Origin of the sequence: Mycolicibacterium iranicum (assembly GCF_002101705.1) — a bacterium.
Classification (GTDB): Bacteria; Actinomycetota; Actinomycetes; order Mycobacteriales; family Mycobacteriaceae; genus Mycobacterium; species Mycobacterium iranicum.
The window spans coordinates 40,247-64,013 of the sequence record NZ_LQPC01000052.1 but is presented as its reverse complement, the minus strand read 5'-3'; the positions used below and the strand labels follow the sequence as shown (position 1 = coordinate 64,013).

Annotated in this window: 28 protein-coding genes; 16 read left to right on the top strand and 12 right to left on the bottom strand. The window is 67.0% G+C overall.

Annotated elements, in window-relative coordinates; translation table 11 throughout:
* Positions 1 to 32 precede the first annotated feature (32 nt).
* The 5 genes from AWC12_RS25925 to AWC12_RS25905 all read left to right on the top strand — a co-directional run bounded on the left by AWC12_RS25925 (position 33) and on the right by AWC12_RS25905 (position 4,710).
* Positions 33 to 641: a TetR/AcrR family transcriptional regulator gene (locus AWC12_RS25925; RefSeq protein ID WP_085177943.1), complete on the top strand. Its 609-nt coding sequence runs from the start codon at positions 33 to 35 to the stop codon at positions 639 to 641.
* On the top strand, positions 638 to 1,426 hold the full coding sequence (locus tag AWC12_RS25920) for a 2-keto-4-pentenoate hydratase (RefSeq protein ID WP_085177920.1): 789 nt from the start codon (positions 638 to 640) through the stop codon (positions 1,424 to 1,426). The genes AWC12_RS25925 and AWC12_RS25920 overlap by 4 nt, the downstream gene beginning before the upstream one ends.
* Positions 1,427 to 1,641: 215 nt before the next feature.
* Positions 1,642 to 2,142: a DUF6912 family protein gene (locus AWC12_RS25915; protein ID WP_024448574.1), complete on the top strand. Its 501-nt coding sequence runs from the start codon at positions 1,642 to 1,644 to the stop codon at positions 2,140 to 2,142.
* A gap of 98 nt (positions 2,143 to 2,240) precedes the next feature.
* Complete coding sequence (locus AWC12_RS25910; protein WP_024448575.1) at positions 2,241 to 3,383, top strand: ferredoxin reductase; 1,143 nt, start codon at positions 2,241 to 2,243, stop codon at positions 3,381 to 3,383.
* 70 nt (positions 3,384 to 3,453) lie between these two features.
* Positions 3,454 to 4,710 (top strand): fatty acid desaturase family protein, encoded by a 1,257-nt coding sequence (locus AWC12_RS25905; protein WP_085177919.1) that lies wholly within the window; start codon positions 3,454 to 3,456, stop codon positions 4,708 to 4,710.
* A 57-nt stretch (positions 4,711 to 4,767) separates the two neighbouring features.
* Here AWC12_RS25905 and AWC12_RS25900 read toward each other — a convergent pair whose 3' ends face one another.
* From AWC12_RS25900 to aroA, 3 genes are all read right to left on the bottom strand, one after another.
* Positions 4,768 to 5,628: an aldo/keto reductase gene (locus tag AWC12_RS25900; protein ID WP_085177918.1), complete on the bottom strand. Its 861-nt coding sequence runs from the start codon at positions 5,626 to 5,628 to the stop codon at positions 4,768 to 4,770.
* Between the two features lie 97 nt (positions 5,629 to 5,725).
* The gene (gene rsgA / locus AWC12_RS25895; protein WP_085177917.1) at positions 5,726 to 6,706 is read right to left on the bottom strand and encodes a ribosome small subunit-dependent GTPase A; all 981 of its coding nucleotides are present in this window, start codon (positions 6,704 to 6,706) and stop codon (positions 5,726 to 5,728) included.
* The gene (aroA, locus tag AWC12_RS25890; RefSeq protein ID WP_085177916.1) at positions 6,703 to 8,049 is read right to left on the bottom strand and encodes a 3-phosphoshikimate 1-carboxyvinyltransferase; all 1,347 of its coding nucleotides are present in this window, start codon (positions 8,047 to 8,049) and stop codon (positions 6,703 to 6,705) included. Before aroA ends, rsgA begins: the two co-directional genes overlap by 4 nt.
* Positions 8,050 to 8,085: 36 nt before the next feature.
* Here aroA and AWC12_RS25885 point away from each other — a divergent pair, with 36 nt between their 5' ends.
* Together AWC12_RS25885 and AWC12_RS25880 are read left to right on the top strand one after the other, a co-directional pair.
* The gene (locus AWC12_RS25885; protein ID WP_085177942.1) at positions 8,086 to 8,850 is read left to right on the top strand and encodes an SOS response-associated peptidase; all 765 of its coding nucleotides are present in this window, start codon (positions 8,086 to 8,088) and stop codon (positions 8,848 to 8,850) included.
* Positions 8,847 to 10,355, top strand: coding sequence for a DUF7782 domain-containing protein (locus AWC12_RS25880; protein WP_085177915.1), 1,509 nt, complete (start codon positions 8,847 to 8,849; stop codon positions 10,353 to 10,355). The genes AWC12_RS25885 and AWC12_RS25880 overlap by 4 nt, the downstream gene beginning before the upstream one ends.
* On the opposite strand, the gene AWC12_RS25875 is transcribed toward AWC12_RS25880, so the two are convergent.
* Entirely contained in the window at positions 10,343 to 11,128 is a 786-nt protein-coding gene (locus AWC12_RS25875; protein ID WP_085177914.1) for a class I SAM-dependent methyltransferase, read from the bottom strand. The genes AWC12_RS25880 and AWC12_RS25875 overlap by 13 nt on opposite strands.
* Positions 11,129 to 11,153: 25 nt before the next feature.
* On the opposite strand from AWC12_RS25875, the gene AWC12_RS25870 reads away from it, so the two are divergent.
* Complete coding sequence (locus AWC12_RS25870) at positions 11,154 to 11,888, top strand: YqjF family protein (protein WP_234814162.1); 735 nt, start codon at positions 11,154 to 11,156, stop codon at positions 11,886 to 11,888.
* A 40-nt stretch (positions 11,889 to 11,928) separates the two neighbouring features.
* Positions 11,929 to 13,467 (top strand): aldehyde dehydrogenase family protein, encoded by a 1,539-nt coding sequence (locus tag AWC12_RS25865; protein WP_085177912.1) that lies wholly within the window; start codon positions 11,929 to 11,931, stop codon positions 13,465 to 13,467.
* Positions 13,468 to 13,537: 70 nt separating this feature from the next.
* Here the strand turns inward: AWC12_RS25865 and AWC12_RS25860 are convergent, their stop codons facing one another.
* The gene (locus tag AWC12_RS25860; protein WP_024448585.1) at positions 13,538 to 14,383 is read right to left on the bottom strand and encodes an SDR family oxidoreductase; all 846 of its coding nucleotides are present in this window, start codon (positions 14,381 to 14,383) and stop codon (positions 13,538 to 13,540) included.
* Positions 14,384 to 14,392: 9 nt separating this feature from the next.
* Positions 14,393 to 14,884, bottom strand: a complete 492-nt coding sequence (ybaK, locus tag AWC12_RS25855; protein ID WP_085177941.1) for a Cys-tRNA(Pro) deacylase — start codon at positions 14,882 to 14,884, stop codon at positions 14,393 to 14,395.
* Positions 14,885 to 15,110: 226 nt separating this feature from the next.
* Between ybaK and AWC12_RS25850 the strand changes: the two genes are divergently transcribed.
* A complete protein-coding gene (locus AWC12_RS25850; RefSeq protein ID WP_110808755.1) occupies positions 15,111 to 15,776 on the top strand; it encodes a sigma-70 family RNA polymerase sigma factor in 666 nt (221 codons plus the stop codon).
* Entirely contained in the window at positions 15,773 to 16,084 is a 312-nt protein-coding gene (rsrA, locus tag AWC12_RS25845) for a mycothiol system anti-sigma-R factor (RefSeq protein WP_024448588.1), read from the top strand. The genes AWC12_RS25850 and rsrA overlap by 4 nt, the downstream gene beginning before the upstream one ends.
* A 69-nt stretch (positions 16,085 to 16,153) precedes the next feature.
* On the opposite strand, the gene AWC12_RS32065 is transcribed toward rsrA, so the two are convergent.
* Positions 16,154 to 16,249 (bottom strand): 50S ribosomal protein bL37, encoded by a 96-nt coding sequence (locus AWC12_RS32065; RefSeq protein ID WP_006245863.1) that lies wholly within the window; start codon positions 16,247 to 16,249, stop codon positions 16,154 to 16,156.
* Positions 16,250 to 16,424: 175 nt separating this feature from the next.
* Here AWC12_RS32065 and AWC12_RS25840 point away from each other — a divergent pair, with 175 nt between their 5' ends.
* Both AWC12_RS25840 and AWC12_RS25835 read left to right on the top strand, forming a co-directional pair.
* The gene (locus AWC12_RS25840; RefSeq protein ID WP_024448589.1) at positions 16,425 to 16,640 is read left to right on the top strand and encodes a biotin/lipoyl-binding carrier protein; all 216 of its coding nucleotides are present in this window, start codon (positions 16,425 to 16,427) and stop codon (positions 16,638 to 16,640) included.
* A 38-nt stretch (positions 16,641 to 16,678) separates the two neighbouring features.
* A complete protein-coding gene (locus AWC12_RS25835) occupies positions 16,679 to 18,169 on the top strand; it encodes a two-component system sensor histidine kinase PdtaS (protein ID WP_024448590.1) in 1,491 nt (496 codons plus the stop codon).
* A gap of 108 nt (positions 18,170 to 18,277) precedes the next feature.
* Here the strand turns inward: AWC12_RS25835 and whiB1 are convergent, their stop codons facing one another.
* Both whiB1 and AWC12_RS25825 read right to left on the bottom strand, forming a co-directional pair.
* A complete protein-coding gene (gene whiB1, locus AWC12_RS25830; RefSeq protein ID WP_003929142.1) occupies positions 18,278 to 18,532 on the bottom strand; it encodes a transcriptional regulator WhiB1 in 255 nt (84 codons plus the stop codon).
* A gap of 276 nt (positions 18,533 to 18,808) precedes the next feature.
* Complete coding sequence (locus AWC12_RS25825; RefSeq protein ID WP_085177911.1) at positions 18,809 to 19,765, bottom strand: diacylglycerol/lipid kinase family protein; 957 nt, start codon at positions 19,763 to 19,765, stop codon at positions 18,809 to 18,811.
* A 67-nt stretch (positions 19,766 to 19,832) separates the two neighbouring features.
* On the opposite strand from AWC12_RS25825, the gene aroQ reads away from it, so the two are divergent.
* Together aroQ and AWC12_RS25815 are read left to right on the top strand one after the other, a co-directional pair.
* Positions 19,833 to 20,276 (top strand): type II 3-dehydroquinate dehydratase, encoded by a 444-nt coding sequence (aroQ, locus tag AWC12_RS25820; protein ID WP_024448592.1) that lies wholly within the window; start codon positions 19,833 to 19,835, stop codon positions 20,274 to 20,276.
* The gene (locus AWC12_RS25815) at positions 20,273 to 20,704 is read left to right on the top strand and encodes a hypothetical protein (RefSeq protein ID WP_036465785.1); all 432 of its coding nucleotides are present in this window, start codon (positions 20,273 to 20,275) and stop codon (positions 20,702 to 20,704) included. Before aroQ ends, AWC12_RS25815 begins: the two co-directional genes overlap by 4 nt.
* Here the strand turns inward: AWC12_RS25815 and AWC12_RS25810 are convergent.
* The 3 genes from AWC12_RS25810 to AWC12_RS25800 form a co-directional block, all read right to left on the bottom strand.
* Positions 20,644 to 21,084 (bottom strand): GNAT family N-acetyltransferase, encoded by a 441-nt coding sequence (locus AWC12_RS25810; RefSeq protein WP_051226895.1) that lies wholly within the window; start codon positions 21,082 to 21,084, stop codon positions 20,644 to 20,646. The genes AWC12_RS25815 and AWC12_RS25810 overlap by 61 nt on opposite strands.
* A gap of 80 nt (positions 21,085 to 21,164) precedes the next feature.
* Positions 21,165 to 22,262: an isochorismate synthase gene (locus tag AWC12_RS25805; protein WP_024448595.1), complete on the bottom strand. Its 1,098-nt coding sequence runs from the start codon at positions 22,260 to 22,262 to the stop codon at positions 21,165 to 21,167.
* On the bottom strand, positions 22,259 to 22,870 hold the full coding sequence (locus AWC12_RS25800; RefSeq protein WP_024448596.1) for an acid phosphatase: 612 nt from the start codon (positions 22,868 to 22,870) through the stop codon (positions 22,259 to 22,261). The genes AWC12_RS25805 and AWC12_RS25800 overlap by 4 nt, the downstream gene beginning before the upstream one ends.
* Before the next feature lie 102 nt (positions 22,871 to 22,972).
* Between AWC12_RS25800 and AWC12_RS25795 the strand changes: the two genes are divergently transcribed.
* Positions 22,973 to 23,767, top strand: coding sequence for a ParA family protein (locus AWC12_RS25795; RefSeq protein WP_085177940.1), 795 nt, complete (start codon positions 22,973 to 22,975; stop codon positions 23,765 to 23,767).

Here is a 23,767-nt window from a genome sequence, read left to right as displayed (position 1 = left end):
AGAGCAACGAACGCGCAGAGTCGAAGAGCAGGATGCGGCGGACCCGGGCGAACGGGGAGCAGTCGCGGGAGCGGATTCTCGATGCAGCAACGGAAGTCGCCACCGAACGCGGGTATGACGGCACCACGATTTCGCTGGTGAGTAAAAAGAGTGGACTTCCGCCGACCTCGATCTACTGGCACTTCGCCGACAAGGACGACCTGATCGCCGCGGTCATCGAACGCAGTTTCGCGCGCTGGCTCGCCGCGCTCGATTTGCCCGGCGGAGATGCGTTGCGGGACCGCGTGAAAGAGATCGGACCGCAGGTCGCCAAGGCCCTATTGGACGCCCCCGACTTCATCCGTCTCGGTCTGATGCTGGCGCTGGAGCGTCGGCCGATCGAACCGCGCGCCCGTGAGATGTTCCTGCAGGTCCGGGACGAGGCTTTCCGCCGCTTCTCAGACATCGTCCGCGGGCTGACGCCCGACCTGGACGACGATGGCGTAAGGCTGATCACCACCTACGCCATCGCCGGCGCAGATGGTCTGTTCATTGCCAAGGAGGTGGGCGGGGACTCGGTGGACCTCATCAGGCTGTTCGAACTGCACGCCCGAATAGTCTTCGAGGTCGCGCACACGCTGGTCTCCGGAGAGCGCGCGTGAGCGTCACAACCGATCAGCTGGCGAGCGCAGCGGACCTTCTCTACGAAGCGCAGCACCACGGCCTTCCGATCGCACCCCTGACCCAGAGCTTTCCGAAACTGACTGCAGAGCAGGCATATTCGATTCAGCGGTCGAACATGGTCCGCCATATCGCCGACGGTGCGGTGCTGTGCGGCCACAAGATCGGCCTGACGTCGGCGCCGATGCAACAGCTCCTCGGCGTCGACGAGCCCGACTTCGGCTACATCCTGGACGACATGGTGCTGGCCGACGGGGCCGAGGTGTCGCTGGCCACGTTGTGCGCGCCTCGCGTCGAGCCCGAAGTCGCGTTCCTGCTCGGCGCGCCGCTGCGAGGTCCCAGGGTGACGGTCAGCGACGTCATGGCCGCGACCCGGGCGGTCGCTCCGGCGCTGGAGATCGTCGACAGCCGCATCGCCGACTGGCGGATCACGCTCTCCGACACCATCGCCGACAACGCAAGTTCGGCGGCGGTGGTGCTGGGCGATTGGGTGCCCATCGCCCAGGCGCCCGAGTTACCCCACACCACAGCAACACTCGTGGTCAACGAGTCGCCCGTGGAAACCGGCTCGGGTACGGCCGTCATGGGCGATCCTGCCGCCGCGGTCGCCTGGCTCGCCAACGCTCTGGCTTCCCACGGCGTCGCCATCGAGGCGGGGCATCTGGTGATGTCGGGTTCCTACACCGCCGCCCCGTTCGTCGTCGGCGGCGACCGGACGTCGGCCCATATCAGTGGACTGGGAACCGTCACAGCGTTGTTCACCTAGAAGGAGCGCCCTCATGAGTTACCCGGTGTCGATCATCGGGTCGGGCAACATCGGTACCGGCCTGATGATCAAGATCACGCGGTCGGACGGCCCACTGGCAATGGCGGCGATCAGATCCGGCCGCTACAGGAGCGTCCGGTGCGCGTCGACCGTGAGACGCTCAGACCCTTTGCGCGGTGGTTCGTGGTTCTGTGGGCTCTGCCAGCTAGCCTCACCTGGTGCGCGTCTACGTTCCCGCAACCCTGACCATGCTGCAGCGGCTGGTCGCCGACGGCTCGCTCCGTCCCGTCAACGGAACGGCGTTCGCCGTGACGCCGACGCTGCGCGAGGCTTACGCCGAGGGGGACGAGGATGAACTCGCCGACGTGGCGCTGCGGGAGGCGGCCATGGCCTCGCTGCGTCTGCTCGGAGATGAGAACTCCGACGGGCTGCCCGCCCGGCGGGTGGTCGTCGAGGCCGACGCCGAGGACGTGACGCTGCGGCCCGATCTCGACGACGCCGTCGTACGGGTGGCAGGGGAGTTGGCGATCGGACACGTGATCGCCGCGTACGTCGACAACGCGGCTGCCGAGCCGGCGGTCATCGCGGCCGTCGAGGTGATCGACGCGGCCGATCTGGGCGACGAGGATTCTGAGCTCACGGTCGGCGACGCTCAAGATCACGACCTCGCGTGGTATGCGCCACAAGAGCTGCCATTCCTGCTTGACCTGCTCTGAGGGGTGGATACGGTAGCGTAAGTTACGCTACCGTAGGTAAGTGCCCCACTAGGCTGGGGCCGCGTCGCCAACCACGTGCAATCCGGGCAGGAGCCGCCATGGCCAAGACGACAATCAAAACCACCGCGAAGGTGGCCGACACCGTCCGGCCCACTGTCGCCGGTGCCAAGCAGCGGCCGGGCTGGCATGTCCTGCGCACGATCGCAGGGCGCATCACGACACCGCTGTTGCCCGACGACTATCTCAAGCTCGCCAACCCGCTGTGGTCGGCGCGGGAGCTGCGCGGGCGAGTCGTCGACGTGCGCAGGGAGACGGAGGACTCGGCCACGCTCGTCATCAAACCGGGCTGGGGTTTCTCGTTCGACTACGAAGCCGGCCAGTACATCGGCATCGGCCTGCTCGTGGACGGGCGCTGGCGCTGGCGCTCGTATTCGCTCACCAGCAGTCCCGTCACCAGCAAGGGCTCGCGCACCATCACCATCACCGTCAAGGCGATGCCGGAGGGGTTCCTGTCGACTCACCTGGTCGGCGGTGTCGAACCGGGCACCATCGTGAGACTTGCTGCGCCGCAGGGCAATTTCGTAATGCCTGACCCGGCTCCGGCGTCCGTGCTGTTTGTGACCGCAGGTTCGGGTATCACTCCCGTCATGTCGATGCTGCGCACGCTGGCTCGGCGCTCTCAGATCACCGACATCGTGCACCTGCACTCGGCACCCACCGAGTCGGACGTGATGTTCGCCTCGGAGCTGTCGCAACTGGCGTACCGCAACAAGGGGTACAAACTCCACCTTCGGGCGACGCGGACCGACGGCAGGCTCGACTTCGATCGACTCGACGAGATCGTGCCCGATTGGCGCGAACGTCAGACGTGGGCGTGCGGCCCCGAGGCGATGCTCGAGGCCGCCGAGCGCACGTGGAAGGCCTCAGGCGCCGGTGAGCGGTTGCACCTCGAGCGCTTCGCGGTGTCGCGGGCGCCGGTGCACGGCAGCGGCGGCACGGTGGAGTTCAGGCGGTCGGGGCGGTCGGCCACGGTCGACGCCGCGACGTCACTGATGGATGCCGGTGAAGATGCCGGGGTACGCATGCCGTTCGGCTGCCGCATGGGCATCTGCCAGTCCTGCGTCGTCGGGCTTTTGGAAGGGCACGTGCGCGATCTGCGGACCGGCGTCGAGCACGAACCCGGCACCCGTGTCCAGACCTGCGTTTCCGCAGCGTCGGGCGACTGCGTACTCGACGTTTAAGCTTTACTGGGTAGTAACCTACGAGTACGTAGGTTACGGTAGCGTAGGTAAGCGAGAGGAGGCTGAAACCATGGCGATTACCGACGTTCCCGAGTTCGCGCACCTGACTGACGCGGACATCGAGGGTTTGGGACGCGAACTCGATGCGATCCGCCAGGACATCGAGGACTCCCGCGGGGCGCGCGACGCGCGCTACATCCGCCGCACCATCGCGCTGCAGCGCGCGCTGGAGGTGGCCGGCCGGCTGATGCTGGCGGGCAGCTCCAAGCGGAAGTTCTGGTGGGCGGGCACCACCACACTGGGCGTGGCCAAGATCATCGAGAACATGGAGATCGGCCACAACGTCATGCACGGCCAGTGGGACTGGATGAACGATCCTGAGATTCACTCCTCCTCGTGGGAGTGGGACATGAGCGGCGCGTCCAAGCACTGGCGCTTCACTCACAACTTCATGCACCACAAGTACACGAACATCCTCGGCATGGATGACGACGTGGGCTACGGCGTCATCCGCGTGACGCGCGACCAGCGCTGGACGCCGATGAACCTGGGCAACCTGTTCTTCAACACGTTGCTGTGCGTGGCTTTCGAATGGGGCGTCGGCCTGCAGCATCTCGAGCTCGGCAAGATCTTCAAGGGTCGCGACGACCGCAAGGCCACGATGGTTCGGGTCAAGGAGTTCGGCATCAAGGCCGGCCACCAGGTCGCCAAGGACTACATCGCCTATCCCGCGTTGACCTCGCTGTCACCGGGTGCCACGTTCAAGTCGACGTTGAAGGCCAACGTGGTCGCCAACATCATCCGCAATGTGTGGGCCAACGCCGTCATCTTCTGCGGTCACTTCCCCGACGGCGCTGAGAAATTCACCAAGACCGACATGGTCGGCGAGACCCGCGGTGAGTGGTACCTGCGCCAGATGCTCGGCAGCGCGAACTTCGAGAACGGCCCGGTGCTGCGGTTCATGAGCGGCAACCTGTGCCACCAGATCGAGCACCACCTGTTCCCGGATCTGCCGAGCAACCGGTACTACGAGATCTCGATGCGGGTGCGCGAGATCTGCGACAAGTACGACTTGCCCTACACCACAGGCAATTTCCTGGTGCAGTACGGCAAGTCGTGGCGCACCATCGCCAAACTGTCCCTTCCCGACCGTTTTCTCACCGACACTCGCGACGATGCGCCGGAGACGCGCAGCGAGCGGATGTTCGACGGCCTGGACGAGACAGAACGCACCGGTCTGAGGTCGGCGATCGCGGCCGTCCGGACGCGCCGCCGTGACAGGCGCGCGCACAAGGCTGCGATCAAGCGCCAGCAACTGGCGGCCTGACGGCGATTCGGGTGTAGCTGGTCAGCTTCGGCTGACCAGCTACACCCGAATCCGTTGTCAGCTGGGGATGTAGTCGAACGTATCCGGGTTCGGCCCGATCCTGCCGTCCTCGCCCTTGTCCAGGGCCGAGATGGCATCGAAATCCTCGCCGCCGAGCTCGAAGTCGAACAACGCGAAGTTGTCCTTGATGCGCTGCGGCGTCACCGATTTCGGGAAGACGATGTCGCCCCGCTGAATGTGCCAGCGCAGCACCACCTGCGCCGGCGACTTGCCCGTCGACTCGGCGATGCGGGTGACGACGGGATCGTCGAGGACCTTGCCCTGAGCGATCGGCGACCACGCCTCGGTCGCGATGCCATGCTCCTTGCCGTAGGCGCGGACCTCGTTGTTGGCGAAGTACGGGTGCACCTCGATCTGATTGACCGCGGGCACCGTGTCGGTCTCTTCGGCCAGCCGCTGCAGGTGCGCGACCTGGAAGTTGGACACCCCGATGCTGCGGGCGCGGCCGTCTTTCTTGAACTCCTCCAGCGTTTTCCACGTCGAGACGAAGTCGCCGTCGTACAGCGTCGGCAGTGGCCAGTGGATGAGGAACAGGTCGACGTAGTTGTCGTCGCCGTCGAAGGCCAGTGCCTTCAACGTCTCCTCGAACGCGCGGCGCGCATCTTCGGGCGTGTGGTAGCCGTTGTTCAGCTTGCTCGTGATGAAGACATCACCGCGGCTGATACCCGAGTTACGGATGCCCTCGCCGACGCCCTTCTCGTTCTGGTACATCTCCGCGGTGTCGATGTGGCGATAGCCGATTTCCAGAGCTTGCTTCACAGCATCGGCGGTCTCGTCGGGCTCGATCTGGAATACCCCGAAGCCTAGCTGCGGGATCCGCGAGCCGTCGTTGAGTTCGATGGTCGGTACTTCAGTCATACAATCCTCCTTCTCGCGGGCAGCGTGCCCGTCGGACACCCGCCGCAAACGCATCATCCACCTGGTAATTCCAACGTCACAACGTCGCGCGCCGGCCTCAGGCTTCCCGCAGCGCGGCCAACAACCTGCGGGCCGCCCGGACACGGCCTTCGGCGGCTCCGGTCAGCGCATCCAGCGCACACTCAGGATCGGCGGGTGGGCCCATGTGCCCGCATCCGCGCGGGCAGTCATCGATCGCGTCCGCGAGATCGGAGAACGCCAGCACCACATCGTCGGGTTCGATGTGCGCCAGCCCGAACGATCGGATGCCCGGGGTGTCGACCACCCAGCCACCCAGCGCCAGCGGCAACGCCACCGACTGGGTCGAGGTGTGCCGGCCCTTGCCGACGTCGGTCACCGCGCCGGTGGCCCGTTCCGCTTCTGGGACAAGACGATTCACCAGCGTCGACTTTCCGACACCGGAATGGCCGAGCAGTGCGGTGACCTTGCCGGTGAGTAAGCTCCCGACTGCTTCGAGCGGGTCGTCGCGACCGGCGGTGATGATGGTCAGGTCGAGATCGCGGAACTGGGCGGCGAACGGTTCCGCCGGTGCCAGGTCGGTTTTTGTCAGGCACAGGATCGGCACCAATCCTCCGGCGTAAGCGGCGATCAGCGCGCGCTCGACCAGGCCGGTGCGTGGCGGCGGGTCGGCCAGCGCCACGACGATCAGCAACTGGTCGGCGTTGGCGACGACAACGCGCTCGGTCGGGTCGGTGTCATCGGCGGTGCGGCGCAACACTGTTCGCCGCTCGCCGCGGCGCACGATACGCGCCAGTGTGTCGGTGCGACCGGACAGGTCGCCGACAACGTCGACGTCGTCTCCCACGACGATCGGTGTCCGCCCGAGTTCGCGCGCCCGCATCGCGGTCACGCGGCGCTGCGGATCGCCTCCGAGTACGCAACCCCACCGCCCGCGGTCGACGGTGACGATCATCGCCTGCTGGGCGTCGGCGTGTTCGGGCCGGGTCTTGGTCCGCGGACGTGAGCCGCGCCCGGGGCGCACCCGGACATCGGACTCGTCGTACTGGCGTTTGCTCAAGCGTTGCCCTGCGGGTCGGTCTGTCCGTCCAGCATCTCGGCCCACAGCTGCGGAAAGTCGGGCAGGGTCTTCGCGGTGGTGCCGATGTCCTCGACCTCGATGCCGGGCACGCGCAGGCCGACGATCGCGCCCGCGGTCGCCATCCGGTGGTCGGCGTAGGACGACCAGGTGCCGCCGTGCATCTGCGTGGCGGTGATGACCAGGCCGTCCTCCGTCTCCTCGCACTGGCCGCCGATGCGGTTGATCTCGGTGCTCAGCGCGGCCAGCCTGTCGGTCTCGTGCCCGCGCAGATGCGCGATTCCGCGCAACCGCGACACCGAACCCGGGCTGGCCAGCGCGGCCATGGCGGCGACCGACGGGGCCAGTTCGCCGACGTCGCGGAGGTCGACGTCGATGCCGCCGTAGGCCGTTGCGCCCTGGACCTCCAGGTACGAACTCCCGTGGCGCACCTGCGATCCCAGGCTTTCCAGGATCGACAGGATGGTGTCGGCGGGCTGCGTGCTGACACCGGGCCAGCCGGTGATTCGCACGGCGCCACCACTGACGACGGCGGCCGCAAGGAACGGCACGGAGTTGGACAGGTCCGGCTCGATGGCCCAGTGCCGCGCCGCGATGGGGCCGGGCGCGACCCGCCAGACGTCGGGTTGCGAGTCGTCGACCTCGACGCCGGCGTCGCGCAGCATCGAGACCGTCATCGCGATGTGCGGCGCCGACGGCACCGACTCGCCGGTGTGCACGATCGTCAGCCCCTCGGTGAACGCCGCGCCGGACAGCAGCAGCCCTGACACGAACTGCGACGAGCCCGACGCGTCGATTTCGACGGTGCCGCCACGCACGGACCCCGCGCCGCGGACCGTGAACGGCAGCCCGTCACCGGCGACGGGCACCCCGAGGCCGCGCAGCCCGTCGAGAAGCGGCGCGATCGGCCGCGATCGAGCCTGCTCGTCACCGTCGAAGACGACGCTCTCGGTGCTCAGCGCGGCGAGCGGCGGCACGAAGCGCAACACGGTTCCGGCGAGGCCGCAGTCGATGCGGGTGCCCGCCTTCGGGGCCAGCGCACCGCCGATGGTCAGTTCGGTGTCGTCGGTGTCGGACGCATCGACGGTGATGCCGAGCGCCTGCAACGCGCTGATCATCAGGTCGGTGTCGCGGCTGCGCAGCGCGCCGGAGACTGTCGATGAGCCGCTTGCGCGAAGAGAAGACGATGTCGAGGTGTTTTGCGGGGCTGCGAGTGCGGCGAGGATCAGCGCCCGATTGGTCTGGGACTTCGAGCCGGGCACCGTGACGGTGGCGTGGACAGGGGTTGCGGTCGACGGGGCCGGCCAGTTGCTCACAGCGTCCATTCTGGCCTGTCGGGACTTTCTGCCACCATGGGGATCATGTGCGGACGATTCGCGGTGACGACCGATCCGGCGCTGCTGGCCGAGAAGATCAAAGCCATCGACGAAGCAACATCGGATAAGAAGGATCCGCCGACGGCCAATTACAACGTGGCTCCCACGACGACCGTGGCCACGGTGGTCAAGCGCCATACCGATCCCGAGGACGAGTCGACGCGGCGGGTGCGGCTGATGCGCTGGGGGCTGGTGCCGCCGTGGGCGAAGACGGCCGAGGACGGCGGGCCGGACACCAAGAGCGGGCCGCTGCTGATCAACGCCCGCGCCGACAAGGTGACGTCGTCGCCGGCGTTCCGGAGTTCGGCGAAAGCGAAGCGGTGCCTGGTGCCGATGGACGGTTGGTACGAGTGGACTAAGAGAGGCGAAGCCAAGGGCGCCAAGACGCCCTACTACATGTACGCGGGTGACGGTGAGCCGCTGTTCATGGCGGGTCTGTGGACCACTTGGCGACCCAAAGAGGCACCCAAGGACGCCAAACCCCTGCTGAGTTGCACGATCATCACCACCGACGCGGCCGCCCAGCTCGCCGACATCCACGACCGGATGCCGCTGACGATCAGCGCCCCCGACTGGGACCGCTGGCTCGATCCGGACGCCCCGATCGACGAGGGCCTGCTGCGCGGCCACGGCGATCTGGATCGCATCGAGATCCGCGAGGTGTCGACGCTGGTGAACAGCATCCGCAACAACGGGCCCGAACTCATCGAGCCCGCTCAGCCTCAAGCCGAGCAAGGCACCCTGCTTTGACGGGTCCGCTCCATTCGGTTGGAGTCGTCGACACCATTGGGGCCGATCTGCGCTCCGCCGGTTACACCACCGACGGGGTGGCCGAGCTGCTCGGGGCCGACGCGGGCGCCGCGTTCAGCCGGGGACTGTGGTGGTCGGCGCTGCGCGCCACTGAGCGCGCGGCACCCGAGCACCAGCGACTTGCGGTGCTGGTTCGGTTGTTCCTGCTCGGCACCGACGAGTCGCGCGACCGAGCCGAACTGGCCCTGCCCGGCACCACCGTCGACCGTCTGGTGGACAACGGCGTCCTCGAACACGGCCGGGACGGCACGGTGCGGGCCGCCCTCGACATCCGACCGACCAGTGACGGCATCAACGACTTTCTGGTCGTCTCCGATCAGGACGCCGCGCTGCGTTCCGGGCCGGTGCGGCACGACCACGTACTGGGCATCGGCGGTGCCACGGTCTCACTGGCCCACGCGGTCGTGCGCACTAAGGTGGGGCGGGCGTTGGACCTCGGCACCGGATGCGGCATCCAAGCGCTGCACCTGAACGCGCACTGCGAGGAGATCGTCGCCACCGACACCAACCCGCGCGCGCTGACGCTCGCCGCGGCGACGGCCCGCCTCAACGGCATGACCTGGGATCTGCGGTGCGGCAGCATGTTCGAGCCCGTCGCGGGCGAGCGATTCGACCTCATCGTCTCCAACCCGCCGTTCGTGGTGGGCGCCGGTGCGCTGGACTACATCTACCGCGACTCGGGGATGGCCGGGGATGCGTTGTGCCAGAACCTGATCGAGCACGCTGCCGACCACCTCGAACCCGGCGGCACCGCGCAGATCATGGCGAACTGGATCGTCCGTGACCCGGAGAACTGGCAGGAACGCGTCGCCGACTGGCTGGCAGGCAGTGGCCTGCACGCCTGGGTGGTGCAGCGCGAGTTCGCCGATCCCGTCAGCTACGTCTCGCTGTGGACCTCGGACGCGGGGGAGACGCCGGAGCAGGCGGCCGAGCGCGGCGGCCGATGGCTGGACTGGTTCGACGCCGAAGGCATCGCCGGCGTCGGCATGGGTATGGTCACGCTGCGCGCACCGCGGGCCGGCGATAAGCGCCCGCCAGAGCACATTCTCGAATCCATCACCGGGGCCGACGAAGCGCTGACCGGTCCTGAGATCGACGCCTTCTTCGCCCGCCGCGAATACCTGCATGCCACCAGCGACGGCCAGCTACTCGCCGCCAAACTGTCGACCGCGCCGGTGTTTCTGGAAGAGCAGTCTCTTCCCGGAGAGCAGGGGTGGCAGGTCGTGGGGGCCGCCGTGCGGCGCCCCGGCGGACCGGCCGCCGTCATCGGCGTCGACGAGGTGTCCCGCGCGCTGCTCGCGGGTTGTCGCGGCGAGGTGCCGTTGGGCACGCTCGTGGAACTGCTCGCCGCCCACCACGGCGTCGACGCCGACGCGCTGGCCGCCGCGGCGATGCCTGTGGTGCGGGAGGCCATCGGCCGCGGGATCCTTTATCAGGCGGAGTGAGCCTTGCGCGCGCTCACCACGACGTAGGGACTGGTGAAGGCGACCGCGCCGGAGCGCTGCCGATGTGGTCGCAGTGCTTTCTCGAATTCCGTTGCCAGAAGTTCTTGTTGGGCGGTATCCGCCCGCCGGAAGGTCTCGACGTGTACGGGTGATTCGGCGCGCAGCCAGTGCAGGGCCGCGGCCATGGACTCGAACTCCCAGCGGTGTTCGCCGCGCTGGACGTCGATGTCGTCGAAGTGGTCGCCCAAACGCTCGGTCAGCACCACGGTGTCACCCCACTGATCGGGGGAGAAAGCCGCCTTGGCGGGAGCGCCGAGCACGGCCACCACCGGATCGAACAGCGGATTCTCGACATTGCGCACCCATGCCGAGAAGGCAAGTGCACCAGCCGGTTTGAGCAAGCGGACGATCTCGCTGACCTGCCGGTAGGGGTCGACGAAGATGATGCCCATGTTCGATACCGCCACATCGAACGCGCCCGCAGGCAGTCCGGTGTCCGACGCGTCACCGACGCGCCAGGTGACCGCGTCAGCGCCGTCTCGCTCTTTCGCGATGGCGACGAGTTCCGGTGTGTAGTCGACCCCCGTCACCCGGGCGCCGCGGGCGGCGGCAGCGAGTGCGGCACTTCCCGTTCCGCAGGCAAGGTCGACGACGTCGGCTCCACCGAGTGCGCGCCGCTGTTCGGCCGCGTCGACCACCTGGGCGGCGATGGGGGCGATGCGTTCGCCGACGGCGTCGTAGCGTCCTGAGGACCAGATTGTCGGGGAGCTCATGGCTCCAGCGTGCCACGATGGAGACGTGAACGGTGAGCTCGATCCGGCCTTCGCGGTCGACGCCCCGCCGCTGCCGCGGCCGGTGATCTTCACGCAGTTCTGGGCCGACCTGACATTCCTGCACTGGCCGGTCGACCCGGCCGCGGTCGCGCCACTCTTCCCGTCGGGCACGCGCCCCGACGTCTTCGACGGCCACACGTACGTCGGCCTCGTGCCGTTCGTCATGCGGCACACCACGCTCGGTCCGAGGGCTCCGCTGCCGTACTTCGGAGCGTTCGCCGAAACCAACGTCCGTCTCTACTCGGTCGACGACGTGGGCAGGCACGGGGTGCTCTTCTGCTCGTTGGAGACACAGCGCCTGGCAGTGGTGCCGGTCATCCGCGCGGCAATGGGCATCCCCTACACGTGGGCGAAGATGTCGGTCAGCCGCTCTACCGGGCACATGTCCTACGTCAGCGCACGCCGGTGGCCGCGCCGCGGGCTGCGCTGCCACGTGAGCGTGGACATCGGCGCGCCGGTCGCGCCGACACCCCTGGAGATCTGGCTGACCGCCCGCTGGGGTGCGCACACCGCAAAGGCCGGATACACCTGGTGGCTGCCCAACGAACACCCGACCTGGCCGCTGCGCAGCGCCGAGGTCACCGAGCTCGACGACGAACTCGTTGCCGCGGCAACAGTTTCCACCTCGGGGCCGATGCTGCGACCGCTGTTCACGCCGGGAGTCCCCGCTCGCTTCGGTCGGCCCAGCCGCATCCGGTGAAAACCGTGTAGTGCGCCGTCGAGAGGCCGATACTGCGGAGATGACCGACGTGCAGGCAGCTCCTGCTCTCACGACCATCACCGTGCGCAACCCCGCCGACGGCTCCGTCGTCGGCTCCGTTCCGATCGACGACGCCCAGACCGTGGCAGCCAAGGCGCGCGCGCTGCGCGCGGCGCAACCCGAATGGGAGGCGCTGGGTCCCGACGGCCGCAAACCCTGGCTGCTGGCCATGCAGGACTGGATTCTCGACAACGCCGACCACCTGGCGGCGGTGTTGCAGTCCGAAACGGGCAAGCCGCGCACGGAGGCGACCATCGAAGCGCCGCTGTGCGCGGACTTGATCAAGTATTGGGCGGGTCATGCGAAGAAGTTCCTCGCCGACCGGCATCCTGCGGCGCACAGCCCACTGATGAAGGTCAAGCGGCTGACCACCGTCTATCGCCCCTATCCGGTCGTCGGACTGATCATCCCGTGGAATTTCCCGCTGTTGAACATCGCCCTCGACGGAATTGCGCCGCTGGCGGCAGGCGCGGCGGTGCTGCTGAAACCGTCGGAGGTGACTCCCCTCAGTAGCGTCGAGTTCGCTCGCGGCTGGGCGGAAATCGGTGCACCGCCGGTACTTTCGCTGACCACCGGCTACGCCGAGACTGGTGCGGCGGTGATCGCGAATTCCGACTGCGTGCACTTCACGGGGTCGACGGCAACGGGTCGCAAGGTCGCGGTCGCGTGCGCCGAGCGGCTGATTCCGTGCACGCTGGAATTGGGAGGCAAGGATCCCGCGATCGTGCTCGCCGACGCGGACCTCGACCGCGCGGCGGCGGGCATCGCCTGGGGCGGCATGTTCAATTCCGGTCAGGTGTGTGTCTCCGTCGAACGGGTCTATGTCGAGGCTTCGGTGTACGACGAGTTCGTCGCCAAGCTCACCGACGAGGTCGCGCGGCTGCGGCAGGGCAAGGACGACGATCACTATCGCTTCGACGTCGGGGCGATGGCCACGCCCGCGCAACGCGACATCGTGGCGCGTCACGTCGACGACGCCGTCGCCGCGGGGGCGCGCGTCACCACCGGCGGTAAGCCCACCGGCGTCGGGACCTTCTACGAACCGACCGTCCTCGCCGATGTCGACCAGTCAATGGCCTGCATCACCGAGGAGACGTTCGGCCCGACGCTACCCGTGGTCAAGGTCGCCGACGAAGACGAAGCAATCCGGCTGGCCAACGACTCCCGCTACGGGCTGTCGGCGTCGGTGTGGACGGCGGACCTCGCACGCGCGGAGCGCATCGCCCGTCGTCTCGATGCCGGCGCCGTCAACATCAACGATGTGCTGTCCAACGGCTTCAGTTTCGCCCTGCCGATGCCGGGGTGGAAGGACTCGGGCATCGGCTCACGTCACGGCGGAGCCGACGGAATCCTGAAATACTGTCGCCCGCAAGCGATCACGGCGCCGCGCATCCCGACGCAGAAACGGGAGATCAACTGGTACCCGTACTCGCGTGGGAAGACCAGGGTCTTCTCCGGCGTCATCCGGCTCGCCGCGGGCAAGGGAGTGCGCCGGCTGGGGCTCAAGCCACGCCACTAGCCCGCGGAATAGCATTCCTGGCTGTGAATCCGGGCCTGGACCGCGACCCGGAATGCTATTCCGCGGAAAACTAGGGTCCGGTGTAGCCCGGCGGATTGGCCGACTCGACCCAGAAGTCGACGCCGAGATCGGATCCCGGCACGCAGTCGTACACCGACAAGTCGGTGACACCGGCCTCCAGGAGCACGTCTTCGCACAGAAGCGTATGGCCGGTGTAGCTCGACGGCTTGGTCAGGATCGCGTAGGCCGCGTCGGAGTACACCTCGGGTTTGCGGGAGCGCGCCATCGACTCGTCACCGCCCAGCAGGTTCTGCACCGCGGCGGTAGCGACCATCGTGCGCGGCCACAGCGTGTTCGAAGCAATGCCCGCATCTCGCAACTCTTCGGCAATGCCCAACGCGCACAGCGTCATTCCGAACTTAGCCATCATGTACGGCGTCGGCTTGAGCCATTTGGGCTCCAGCAGGATCGGCGGTGAGAGCGTCAGGATATGCGGGTTCTCCCGGCCTTTCATGTGCGGAATGCAGGCCTGTGACACCGCGTAGGTGCCGCGCACCTGAATGCCGTTCATGAGGTCGAACCGCTTGAGAGGGACGTCCTCGATGGAGCCGAGGTTGATCGCCGAGGCGTTGTTGACGCAGATGTCGATGCCGCCGAACTGTTCGACGGCCGCGGCGACGGCGGCCGACACCGAATCTCCGTCGCGGACGTCACCCACGATGGGAAGTGCCTGGCCGCCCGCTTCCTCGATCTCCTTGGCCGCCGTATAGACGGTGCCGGGAAGCTTCGGGTGAGGTTCTGCGGTCTTGGCGACCAGCGCGATGTTGGCCCCGTCGGCGGCGGCCCGCTTGGCGATCGCCAACCCGATACCGCGGCTGGCGCCCGAGATGAACATGGTCTTTCCCGCTAATGACATGGCCCAACACTAGACAGCGCAGATGTCGGCGGTGACGGCATTGGTGAGCCGTACCAGATCTCGCGGGTCTATCGCGACGTCCCAGCCCCGCTTTCCTGCGCTGCACAGCACGCGGTCCCACTGCAGAGCCGACGCGTCGACGACCGTGGGCAGCGCTCTACGTTGCCCGAGAGGGGAGATGCCGCCGACGACGTACCCCGACGAGCGCTGCGCATCGGCAGGGTCGGCCATCGTGGCCTTCGCCGCACCCAATGCAGCGGCCGCGGCTTTCAGCGACAGCTTCGACGGCACCGGCAGCACCGCGACGCCGAGACCTCTGGGCAGAGCGACGACGAGCGTTTTGAAGATCTGTTCAGGCGCAAGGCCGCCGGCCTCGGCCAGCGCGGCGACCGCCTCGTCACCGAAGGAATCGCTGCGTGGATCGTGCTGGTACTGCACGACCTCGTGCGGGACGCCCGCGGCGACGAGGGCCGCAATCGCCGGGGTAGCTGCACGTGGCACCGGCACAGCGTAGAGGGGCAGGGAACAACATCCGCGGGCGTCGCTGTTGTTCAGTGCAGCTCGGACGGCCTCGTCGCCGGTCAGAGCATGTAGTCGGTGTCAGCCTTTAGGATCAACAGAAGGGGTATTGATGGTTCCAGTCATGGACATGGAGGCCCCGCCGAGTCCGGTGCTCTTGCTGGACGTGATCCGTGGCGCCGCTACAGAAGGGACGGTGTTGCCCACGATGACCGACACCAACGGGTCGGCCGCCGAGGCCACCCTGGACGGTGATGCGGTTCCCGTCCGAGAGGAAACCGACGCCGAGCTGACCGCCCGGTTCGAACGCGATGCCATTCCCATGCTCGACCAGCTCTACGGTGGTGCGCTGCGGATGACGCGAAATCCGGCCGATGCCGAGGACCTTCTGCAGGAGACGATGGTCAAGGCCTATTCGGGGTTCCGCTCGTTCCGCGAGGGAACCAATCTGAAGGCTTGGCTGTACCGCATCCTGACCAACACCTACATCAACAGCTATCGCAAGAAGCAGCGCCAGCCGTCGGAGTATCCGACGGAAGAGATCACCGACTGGCAGCTTGCGGCCAACGCCGAGCACTCCTCGACGGGGTTGCGGTCGGCGGAGGTCGAGGCGTTGGAGCTGCTACCCGACAGTGAGATCAAGGAAGCTCTGCAGGCGTTGCCGGAGGAGTTCCGGATGGCCGTCTACTACGCCGACGTCGAGGGCTTCCCGTACAAGGAGATCGCTGAAATCATGGAGACGCCGATCGGAACGGTGATGTCGCGACTGCATCGCGGCCGACGTCAACTGCGGGAATTGCTGGCCGGTGTGGCCCGCGATCGCGGCTTTATTCGCGGCGAACAGCTCGATACCGCCGAGGAGGTCACGTCATGAGCGGCGCGAACACCCCAGATGAAGATCGCTGGACACCGCCCATCGGCCCGATCGATCCCGAGCACCCCGAATGCGCCGCGGTCATCGCCGAGGTGTGGACGCTGCTCGACGGCGAGTGCACGGTCGAAACCCGCGACAAGCTCAAACAGCACCTTGAGGAGTGCCCGACCTGCCTGCGCCATTACGGCATCGAGGAGAAGATCAAGCGGCTCATCGCGACGAAGTGCAGCGGTGAGCGGGCCCCCGAGGGTCTGCGCGAGCGACTCCGCATCCAGATCAGTCAGACCACGATCATCCGCGGCGGCTGAGCTGCTCCGTAGACACAGATCCGCCCGGCCTCCGAAGGAGCGCCGGGCGGTTGTGTTTCGAGCCTAGGGTCAGCGACCTACGGACTTCGAACCTGCGTTGGGCCGCTTGCCGTGGTTGGCCTTCGAGTGCTTGCGGTCGCGCTTCTTACGGCCACGCTTGGCCATGGTGTACCTCCAGATGGTGATCGGGTGACCCCCCGTCGATGCGGGGTGAGTTGCTCCCATTGTCGCATGCTTTGCCGACACCAGATCCGCCGCGGCCTGCGACCGGCGACAGCGGTGGTGGCGGTGTGGTTCGATAGACGCGTCAGGCACCAGCAGTACGTGGAGTGGGGTGAAGATGGCCGAGGATGTTCGCGCGGAAATCGTGGCCAGTGTGCTCGAGGTCGTGGTTCACGAGGGCGATCAGATCGGTGAAGGCGACACTCTCGTGCTGCTCGAGTCGATGAAAATGGAGATCCCGGTCCTCGCGGAGGTCGCCGGCACGGTCAGCCAGGTCAGCGTGTCCGTCGGCGACGTCATCCAGGCCGGTGACCTGATCGCCGTCATCAGCTAGCGCCGTCGCCACGACACAGCGCGTCTTCGCAGTAGGCCATGTCGACCCTCGGTGATCTGCTCGCCGAGCACACTGTCCTGCCCGGCAATGCCGTCGACCACCTGCATGCCGTGGTCGGCGAGTGGCAGCTGCTTGCCGATCTGTCGTTCGCCGATTACCTGATGTGGGTACAGCGCGACGACGCAAAGGTGGTCTGTGTCGCGCAGGTGCGGCCCAACACCGCGCCGACCGTCCTTCTCGCCGACGCCGTCGGGACTCTCGCGGAGTCCGACGACATCCCGATCGTCGCCGCGGCTTTCCGGTCGGGCGCGATCGGCCGGGCGACCGTCGAGGGTGAGCTCGGTGCCCCCGGACTCAACGTCGAAGCCGTGCCCGTGCGGTACCGCAGCGACGTCGTCGCGGTGCTGACCCACCAGACGTCGCTGGCTCCGCGTCAGGCCAGCCCACTGGAGGCCGCGTACGTCGACTGCGCGGGCGACCTGCTCCACATGCTGTCGGAGGGCACCTTCCCCAATGTCGGCGATCTGGCCATGTCGCGGTCGAGCCCCCGCGTCGGTGACGGATTCATCCGCCTCAACGAGGCCGGCGTCGTGACCTTCGCCAGCCCCAACGCCATCTCCGCATACCACCGGATGGGGTTGTCCGCGGAGCTCGAAGGTCACAATCTCGTCAGCGTCACCCGGCCTCTGATCGCCGACACCTTCGAAGCGCAGGAAATGGCCAACCACATCCGTGATTCGCTCGCTGGCGGCTCGAGTATGCGCATGGAGGTGGACGCAGGCGGCGCCACGGTTCTGCTGCGCACGTTGCCGCTGGGCGTGCATGGGGTGGGCGTCGGCGCCGCGGTGCTGATCCGCGACGTCACCGAGGTGAAGCGCCGCGATCGCGCCCTGCTGTCGAAGGACGCGACCATCCGCGAGATCCATCACCGTGTCAAGAACAACCTTCAGACCGTCGCCGCGCTGCTGCGGTTGCAGGCCCGCCGGACAACGAATCCCGAAGGGCGCGAAGCACTGATGGAATCCGTGCGGCGGGTGTCTTCGATCGCGCTGGTACACGATGCGCTGTCGATGTCGGTCGACGAGGAGGTCAACCTCGACGAGGTCATCGACCGCATCCTGCCGATCATGAACGACGTCGCGACCGTCGATTCACCGATCCGCATCAACCGCGTCGGTGACCTGGGTGTTCTGGATGCCGACCGGGCCACGGCGCTGATCATGGTCATCACCGAGCTGGTGCAGAACGCCATCGAGCACGCGTTCGACGCGACAGCACCGCAGGGTTGCGTCACCATTCGCGCGCAGCGGTCCGCGCGGTGGCTCGACGTCATCGTCCACGACGACGGACGCGGACTTCCCGAGGGATTCAGCTTGGAGAAGTCGGACCGGCTCGGCCTGCAGATCGTGCGGACCCTGGTCTCGGCGGAACTCGACGGGTCACTTGGGATGCATGACGGAGCCGGGGGCGGCACGGACGTCATTCTGCGAGTCCCGATCGGCAGACGCGTGCGAGTGAGCCAATACTGACCGTTTCCGGCGAATTTCGTTAATGGGACGCGACGTAACGAAATTGAATTCACAAAGCGACGGCCCCGACTTTCGTCGGGGCCGTCGCTTGCTTAAGTCGTGGGAAGCTCAGACGCCGGTGCGGGCCTTCGTCCGCGCGTTGCGCCGCTTGAGGGCGCGTCGCTCGTCTTCGCTCATTCCGCCCCACACGCCAGCATCCTGGCCGGACTCCAAAGCCCAGCTCAGGCACTCCGCAGTCACCGGACAGCGGTTGCAGACGAGCTTCGCGTCAGCGATCTGGGCAAGGGCCGGACCGCTGTTCCCCACCGGGAAGAACAGTTCCGGATCCTCGTCACGACAGACCGCCTTATGGCGCCAATCCATGGTCTAACTCCTCGTAATCATCACGTGTGCACGCAACAAAGGCGCACGAACTTTGCTTCGGCTGTTAACGCGAGCGCACCAAATGTTTCTGCGCTGTTGCATCCGATGCTTTCACAGGCTGAACAGATGTCAATAGGAGTCCGTTAACACGTGGTCAATGTCACTAGCCAGGACCGTTACCGAAGCCCTAACTCCGTTGTACTACACTCAATCTACCTGCGCTCTAATTCGGCGCTGGCAACTTCCTGCCTGTTGGCATTCGCGCAGATCAAGCCCCTATTTTCCCATCCTGGGGGGCGGCGCCACGACCGCAAGGGCGTTCGGCACCGACGTGAACTCCATCATTTCGCGCTTGCCGACGTAATCGCCGTCGATCTGGCAGGAGACCGGGCCGTCGCTGGTCACCTTGAGCCACGGCAGGTCGTCGTCGCGAATGAGGTGCTTGGCCTCCAGGCGCGGCTTCCTCGAATTCATCTGACGCACCAGGCCGAGGTTGGCCCACACGTTCATGCTGGTGGTGGCGAAGACGCCCAGCCCGGTTTCGAACGTGGTGTCCGGATTCGTCCACACCGGCCGCGAGTTGGCGTACGTCCAGGGGCTGGAGTTCGACACGAACGCGAAATGCACGCCGGTGATGGGTTCGTGGTTTGGCAGATGCAGAGTCAGACGCGGCTCTCTGCGCGCGCTGGCGAGCACCTCGCGAATCGCTACGCGCACATAGCGGGACGCGGACACCTTTCGGCCCTTCGCGCGCTGCTCCTCGACCGCGGCGACGACGTCGCCATCGACCCCCATTCCCGCGGTGAACACGCCCCAGCGCTCACCGCAGTCCATCAGGCCGATCCGCCGCCATTTCCGTCCGCGCCGGTAGTCGCCAAGTAGATCGACCAGCTGATTGGTGGCTTCGATCGGGTCGGGGCTGATGCCCAATGCGCGGGCGAAGACGTTGGCCGATCCGCCGGGCACCACCCCAACTGCCGGTCCGGCACTGCCGGGTCCGCCCTCGCCGAGGATGCCGTTGACGACCTCGTTCACCGTGCCGTCGCCGCCGTGCACGATGAGCACCTCGACACCGCTGCGCGTGGCTTCCTGGGCGATCTCGATGGCGTGGCCGCGGTGGTCGGTGTGAACCACACGCAGCTGGACGCGGCTCTCCAGGGCATGGGCCAACAGATCACGCCCCGCCGGCGTCGTCGAAGTCGCGTTCGGGTTGACGATCAGCACGGCGCGCACGGGGCTTGAGCCTATCGGGCCGCCGGGAGTGCCAGCTCTGTGGCGCGGGCATCGGTACCGTACAACGGTGACCGAACGTCGACTGCTCATCGTCAACGGGCCGAACCTGAACCTGCTGGGCACCCGGCAGCCGGAGGTATACGGCTCTACGACGCTCGCCGAGATCGAGGCGCGGGTGGCCGAGGTGGCTGCGGAGGTGGGTTTGAAGGTCCGTGCGGTGCAGAGCAACCACGAAGGTGAGCTCGTCGACGCGATCCAGGCGGCGCGCACCGATTGCGCAGGCATCGTCATCAACCCCGCCGCCTACAGTCACACCTCGGTGGCGATCGCCGATGCGCTGCGCTCCGTCGGTCTGCCCGTCGCGGAGGTGCATCTGAGCAATATCCATGCCCGCGAACAGTTTCGGCACCACTCGTATGTGTCCGCGGTCGCGGAGATGGTGGTAGCCGGTGCGGGCCCTCTCGGCTATGAGATGGCGGTGCGATACCTGGCGGACAGGCTCTCGCAGTGACGTCTCACCCGCCCCGCCCGGTGCGCATCGCGGGCGGGATCGCCGCGCTGGAAGGGTTTCTGGCGATCGCGATGGCTGCCGTGCTCGTCGTGCGCGAAGCGGCCGGGCATCATGAGATTGCGATCAGCGGCTACGGCACGGCAGGCTGGTTCGCGATCATGGGCTCCGGTGTGGCCGCTGCCGGCTGGGCGCTGTGGACTGGACGCCGATGGGGCAGGGGTATCGCGGTTTTCGCGAACCTGGTGCTGCTGGGCGTCGCCTGGTACGTCTTCAGCTCCGGCTGGCTGGGCATCGCCCTGGTGGTGGCCGCGACGGCGATCGCGGCGCTCGCGATGCTGTTCAGTCCGTCAGGGCTGCACTGGCTGACTCAGGCGCCCGGTGAGATTTCGGACGCCAACTCGGACAGGTCCGGTCCCGACACCCGATAGGTGATCCATTCGCTCTGCGGCTTCCCGCCGACCCCGTCGTACAGGGCGATCGCATTGACGTTCCAGTCCAACACGGCCCAGCTCAGGCGCGAGTACCCACGCTCGACGCATTCGCGGGCAAGCGTCGCGAGCAGCTTTCGAGCCAGGCCCCGCCTGCGGAACTGCGGGCGCACGAACAGATCCTCCAGATAGATGCCCGCGACGCCGTCCCAGGTCGAGAAGTTGCGGAACCACAGCGCCGCCGCGGCCGCCTGTCCGTCGACCTCCACGAGGTGGCCGCGCACGACGGGCTCGGGTCCGAAAAGCGCTTCGCCCAATTGGCTTTCGCTGACGGTGCATTCGGCGGAGGCATTCTCGAACTCGGCCAGCTCGTGGATCATGGCCGTCAGTTCCGCTTCGTCGCCGCGACGGACGGGACGGACGAGGATGTCTTCCCCGTCGCTTCGCTCGTCCCGCGCGCTCACGGCTCGACTCCCAGCGCCGACAGGATCGTCCGGAACTTCGTCGTGGTCTCGTCGACTTCCTCGCCGGGGTCGGATTCGGCGACGATTCCGCCACCGGAATGGGCCGTGGCGGTGCGCCGGTCGGGGGACAGTTGTGCGCACCGAATCGACACCACCCACCGGCCGTCGCCTCGCTGGTCGCAGTAACCCACGGTGCCCGCATAGAACCCGCGGTCGCCTTCGATGTCCTCGATCAACGCGACGGCCTGATCGGTCGGTGAGCCGCCCACTGCGGGGGTGGGATGCAGTGCGACGGCCAGATCCAGTGCGGTGGTGGACTTTTCGCGGAGCCGGCCGGTGATCGGCGTGTAAAGATGCCAGACGGCAGCTGTCTTGGTGAGCAGCGGGCTTTCGGCGACCTCTAGATCGGTGCACAACGGCTCGAGAGCGGTGCGTAAGGCGTCGACCACCAGCTGATGTTCGTGACGGTTCTTCTGCGACTCGGCGAGGGCGGCACCGCTGGCCGCGTCGGCCTCGGGATCGGCCAGGCGGGGGGCCGAGCCCGCGAACGGGCGGCAGAGGACCTGCTGACCGTGCCGGGCCACCAGAAGTTCGGGGCTCGCGCCCACCAGGATGCTGCCGGAGTAACCGTCGCCGGCCGCCGACAGATCGACCAGGTACTTGGTCGCCTGAGCGTCCTTCGCCGCGAGCCGGCTCAGCAGGGTCCGCGCATCCAGGCGCCCGTCGGCCGCCAGTCGCAGGGCGCGGGCCAGCACCACCTTGTGCAGGTCATCAGCCGGATCGCGCAGCCGGGCCAACGCCACGCCGATACGGCGACCATGCTCGTCGGCGTCCGGCGTCGTCGCCGCGATCTCGACCGTCGGCATCTCACGCAGCGGCCAATCCGGTAGCGCATCGGCGAACCGCACCGCCTGTGGCCGGATCAGGGCCGCGGGCTTGGTGAGGTCGAAAGGCAAGGCGCCCACAACGATTGGTGTGCTGTGTGAGGCCAGTGCGGCGCGCGCATCCGCGATGTGCGGGAACGCAGTGTGCACACCTTCACCGACGATCACCCCGTCGGGGCCGTCCAGGACGAAGGTCGGCTCGCGAGTCACGTCGACACGGCGGGATTGGGATGGCCGGTCTGTGCCAGCGCGCTGAGCTGACGAACGCCGTGTTCGAAGCCGCAGACGGCAAGGGACGCTGCCGGCATCGCGAAGCGGATTCCCTCGTATACCGGCTGCTCGATCCACCGGGTGATCACCGCGCGGGAGAAGTGACCGTGCCCGACGAACACGACATCACGGGATTGCATGTGCTGCAACGCCACCTCGATGGCGCGATCGGCACGCTCACAGACCTCGGCGGAGGTCTCGCCGCCGGGGCAGCCGTGGGTCCACACCAGCCAGTTGGGTACGGCCTTGCGAATCTCCTCTGTGGTGGTGCCTTCGTAGTCGCCGTAATCCCATTCGCTGATCAACGGACTTACTTCGTCGACTGTCAAGCCCGCCAGCTCGGCGGTGGTCGTGGCGCGAACACGAGGGCTGCTGATGACATACGGGTCCTCGAGTTGCATCTGCTTCAGCGTGTCTGCCGCGGCTTCGGCTTGAACACGGCCATGCTCGGTGAGCTCGAGTTCGGTACGGCTCGTATGCTTGCCCGACTTCGACCACTCTGTTTCGCCGTGCCGAAGCAGGATCAGTCGGTGCTGCAGGAGGCCCACAACACTCGATTCTGCCGTACGCCTCGGTTCACGCGGCGTCCGCGGGCCAAGATGGACAGGGGAGGACAACACGATGGCAGAACGGGCTTCAGAATGGGAAATGTGACGCGAGTACTGGCGATCGCCAATCAGAAGGGTGGTGTCGCCAAGACGACGACGGTCGCGTCGTTGGGTGCGGCAATGGTCGAGCAGGGCAAGAAGGTGTTGCTCGTCGACCTCGACCCGCAGGGCTCGTTGACCTTCTCCCTGGGGCACGACCCGGACAAACTGCCGGTCTCGGTGCACGAAGTTCTTCTCGGTGACGTCGAACCCGACGCCGCCCTGGTGCAGACACCCGAAGGCATGACGTTGCTGCCTGCCAACATCGACCTCGCGGGGGCCGAGGCGATGCTGCTGATGCGCGCCGGCCGCGAGCATGCGCTCAAGCGCGCACTCGACAAAGTGAGCGCCGACTTCGACGTCGTGATCATCGACTGTCCGCCCTCACTGGGCGTGCTGACGCTCAACGGGCTGACGGCCGCCGATGAGGTCGTCGTACCGCTGCAGTGCGAGACGCTCGCACATCGAGGCGTGGGGCAGTTCCTGCGCACGGTGTCCGATGTGCAGGCGATAACGAATCCGAAGCTCAAACTTCTCGGCGCCCTGCCGACGCTCTACGATTCGCGCACCACGCACAGCAGGGACGTGCTGTTCGACGTGGTCGACCGCTACAACCTCCCGGTCCTCGCCCCGCCGATCCCGCGGACCGTGCGCTTCGCCGAGGCCAGCGCCTCCGGTGCGTCGGTGCTCACCGGCCGCAAGAACAAGGGCGCGGTGGCCTACCGGGAGTTCGCGACGGCACTGCTCAAGCACTGGAAGAGCGGCAAGGCGCTGGCGACGTTCACACCCGAGCTCTGA

What these genes read in the sequence shown, in the direction of transcription:
- AWC12_RS25925 (WP_085177943.1), top strand. Translation starts at nt 33, where the DNA reads ATGCGGCGGACCCGGGCGAACGGGGAGCAGTCGCGGGAGCGGATTCTC.
- AWC12_RS25910 (WP_024448575.1), top strand. Translation starts at nt 2,241, where the DNA reads ATGGCCAAGACGACAATCAAAACCACCGCGAAGGTGGCCGACACCGTC.
- AWC12_RS25905 (WP_085177919.1), top strand. Translation starts at nt 3,454, where the DNA reads ATGGCGATTACCGACGTTCCCGAGTTCGCGCACCTGACTGACGCGGAC.
- AWC12_RS25900 (WP_085177918.1), bottom strand. Translation starts at nt 5,628, where the DNA reads ATGACTGAAGTACCGACCATCGAACTCAACGACGGCTCGCGGATCCCG.
- aroA (WP_085177916.1), bottom strand. Translation starts at nt 8,049, where the DNA reads ATGGACGCTGTGAGCAACTGGCCGGCCCCGTCGACCGCAACCCCTGTC.
- AWC12_RS25885 (WP_085177942.1), top strand. Translation starts at nt 8,086, where the DNA reads ATGTGCGGACGATTCGCGGTGACGACCGATCCGGCGCTGCTGGCCGAG.
- AWC12_RS25875 (WP_085177914.1), bottom strand. Translation starts at nt 11,128, where the DNA reads ATGAGCTCCCCGACAATCTGGTCCTCAGGACGCTACGACGCCGTCGGC.
- AWC12_RS25865 (WP_085177912.1), top strand. Translation starts at nt 11,929, where the DNA reads ATGACCGACGTGCAGGCAGCTCCTGCTCTCACGACCATCACCGTGCGC.
- AWC12_RS25860 (WP_024448585.1), bottom strand. Translation starts at nt 14,383, where the DNA reads ATGTCATTAGCGGGAAAGACCATGTTCATCTCGGGCGCCAGCCGCGGT.
- AWC12_RS25850 (WP_110808755.1), top strand. Translation starts at nt 15,111, where the DNA reads ATGACCGACACCAACGGGTCGGCCGCCGAGGCCACCCTGGACGGTGAT.
- rsrA (WP_024448588.1), top strand. Translation starts at nt 15,773, where the DNA reads ATGAGCGGCGCGAACACCCCAGATGAAGATCGCTGGACACCGCCCATC.
- AWC12_RS32065 (WP_006245863.1), bottom strand. Translation starts at nt 16,249, where the DNA reads ATGGCCAAGCGTGGCCGTAAGAAGCGCGACCGCAAGCACTCGAAGGCC.
- AWC12_RS25840 (WP_024448589.1), top strand. Translation starts at nt 16,425, where the DNA reads ATGGCCGAGGATGTTCGCGCGGAAATCGTGGCCAGTGTGCTCGAGGTC.
- AWC12_RS25835 (WP_024448590.1), top strand. Translation starts at nt 16,679, where the DNA reads ATGTCGACCCTCGGTGATCTGCTCGCCGAGCACACTGTCCTGCCCGGC.
- whiB1 (WP_003929142.1), bottom strand. Translation starts at nt 18,532, where the DNA reads ATGGATTGGCGCCATAAGGCGGTCTGTCGTGACGAGGATCCGGAACTG.
- AWC12_RS25810 (WP_051226895.1), bottom strand. Translation starts at nt 21,084, where the DNA reads ATGATCCACGAGCTGGCCGAGTTCGAGAATGCCTCCGCCGAATGCACC.